This window comes from Bacillus sp. sid0103 (genome assembly GCF_019219025.1).
In genome coordinates this window covers 1-377 of sequence record NZ_JAHUWN010000121.1, presented here as the reverse complement: position 1 = coordinate 377, position 377 = coordinate 1, and the positions used below count along the sequence as shown (strand labels likewise).

Sequence of the window (377 nt, the reverse complement as noted above, 5' to 3'; positions counted from 1 at the left end):
TCGGCTCCTAGTGCCAAGGCATTCACCGTGCGCCCTTTCTAACTTAACCTAAAAGGTTTATAACTCTTAATTGAATAAGAGAGAAAAACTAAAATGGCGATTACTCGATGTTTACTTTGCTTCTTCAATACGATTATCTAGTTTTCAAAGAACGATTAAAAAAAGCTTTGAGAGAATTGTTTCGAATCATCACCTATCGGTCATGATCCTCACAGAAAAAAATTGCTCCCTCAAAACTAAACAAACAAAAATCGTGGCACAAACCGTTTTGTCTGGCTCATATGTCCAGCTTTATCCTTAGAAAGGAGGTGATCCAGCCGCACCTTCCGATACGGCTACCTTGTTACGACTTCACCCCAATCATCTGTCCCACCTTA

The 377-nt window shown here is 40.1% G+C and carries 1 rRNA gene; it reads right to left on the bottom strand.

Features of this window, described 5'->3' with window-relative positions:
- Positions 1–301 precede the first annotated feature (301 nt).
- Positions 302–377, bottom strand: a 16S ribosomal RNA gene (locus KW850_RS32765); the annotation flags it as partial.